The sequence below is a fragment of the Lactococcus cremoris subsp. cremoris NBRC 100676 genome (genome assembly GCF_001591705.1).
Classification (GTDB): Bacteria; Bacillota; Bacilli; order Lactobacillales; family Streptococcaceae; genus Lactococcus; species Lactococcus cremoris.
In genome coordinates this window covers 1-781 of the sequence record NZ_BCVK01000119.1, presented here as the reverse complement: position 1 = coordinate 781, position 781 = coordinate 1, and the positions used below count along the sequence as shown (strand labels likewise).

Below are 781 nucleotides of genomic sequence, written 5' to 3'. Positions count from 1 at the left end.
GTATACCTTTTTCTTCTTAAGGTTATAATAAACATAAGTAACTGGATTATTCTCCAAAACGTTCACTTGAAGTTTTTCAAGTTTATCTACTACTTCTCCATTTTTCAACGTTAAATTCATAACTCTATAACTCGACATTTTCTTCACTCCATCAATTAGTTTAAAAACTTCATTACTTTTTCTTTTGTTTTATTATCTTTAAACCAAATATATATTCCTTTTCTTGCTCGTGTCATTAATACTCGATACGTATTTAAAATAAGTTCTTTTACTTCTTCTGGATTTCCAAATTTAGCAATAAAAGTATTTAATTTATATTCTCTACCATTTCGATTAACCACCCAATACTTATTATTTTTATCAAAATATTTTAATTGACCTCCATATTTTTAAACTATTTCTCTAATAAAAATGATATCCTGACTTTTATTCAAATTAACAATCCATTCATTTTTTTCTAGCGACCAAGATAAATCTTCCCAAAAAATATACCCAACCTAATCAAAATCAAGTCCTTGGGCTGTGTAGATACAACCAATTCTATCTTTATGATGTTTCCTTATCTCAGAATACCATTCAAATTGTTCGTCCTTTGGGTTCCAAGGTTTAGTAAAATTTTCTTCTAGAATTTGAACATCATTGTCTCTTATATTCCTTGTCCATTCCCAACAAAATGGAGCAAACCACTGAGCTTTTTCCTGTGAGTCAATGAAGCATCACAGCTTCTGGATAGTCTTGTGATTTAATGGCCTTATTTAAAGTTCTTTGCACTAATTCTACA

Annotated in this window: 2 protein-coding genes; both read right to left on the bottom strand. The window is 28.9% G+C overall.

Features of this window, described 5'->3' with window-relative positions:
• Positions 1 to 155: 155 nt before the first annotated feature.
• Complete coding sequence (locus LLA01S_RS13710) at positions 156 to 341, bottom strand: DNA/RNA helicase domain-containing protein (protein WP_061778371.1); 186 nt, start codon at positions 339 to 341, stop codon at positions 156 to 158.
• A 156-nt stretch (positions 342 to 497) separates the two neighbouring features.
• Positions 498 to 710 carry a DNA/RNA helicase domain-containing protein gene (locus LLA01S_RS13705; protein WP_081106904.1) on the bottom strand — a complete coding sequence of 71 codons (213 nt, stop codon included), beginning with the start codon at positions 708 to 710 and terminating at the stop codon, positions 498 to 500.
• Positions 711 to 781: the final 71 nt, after the last annotated feature.